This is a genomic window from Enterococcus cecorum (genome assembly GCF_052119425.1).
Lineage (GTDB): Bacteria > Bacillota > Bacilli > Lactobacillales > Enterococcaceae > Enterococcus_E > Enterococcus_E cecorum_C.
Genome location: NZ_JBQKFH010000118.1, coordinates 1 through 376 on the forward strand (window position 1 = coordinate 1; position 376 = coordinate 376).

Genomic DNA, 376 nt, shown 5'->3' on the forward strand with positions numbered 1-376 from the left:
CTCATTTTCTAAAACTCTATAAGCTGTTTCATCCGCATGAAGAAGGTCTTGTGTTAATAATTTTTCGTGTAGTAGCTCATAGAGCGGTTCGAAATAATACTGACTAGACTTGATATGCCAATTAGCTATCTCCTTACGGCTAATCGGTAGCCCCATTTTCTGCCAATCCGCTTCTTGTCGATAGTTTGGCACTTTCAGTGTGAATTTCTGATGAATGGTGTGCGCAATAATAGAAGCTGAACCAAGACTATGCGCCAAGGGCGCTTTGGGTACAGGGGCCTTGATGATTTTATCTGTCGCATTTTTCTTGCTACAGGCAACACATTTATAGGCATGCTGAATATGATCCACTCGTTTTAACTGTGCAGGAACATAG

The 376-nt window shown here is 41.5% G+C and carries 1 pseudogene; it reads right to left on the reverse strand.

The annotated features are described in order from the left end of the window. A pseudogene (locus ACTQZM_RS12095) lies at window positions 1-376 on the reverse strand (IS66-like element short variant transposase); the annotation flags it as partial.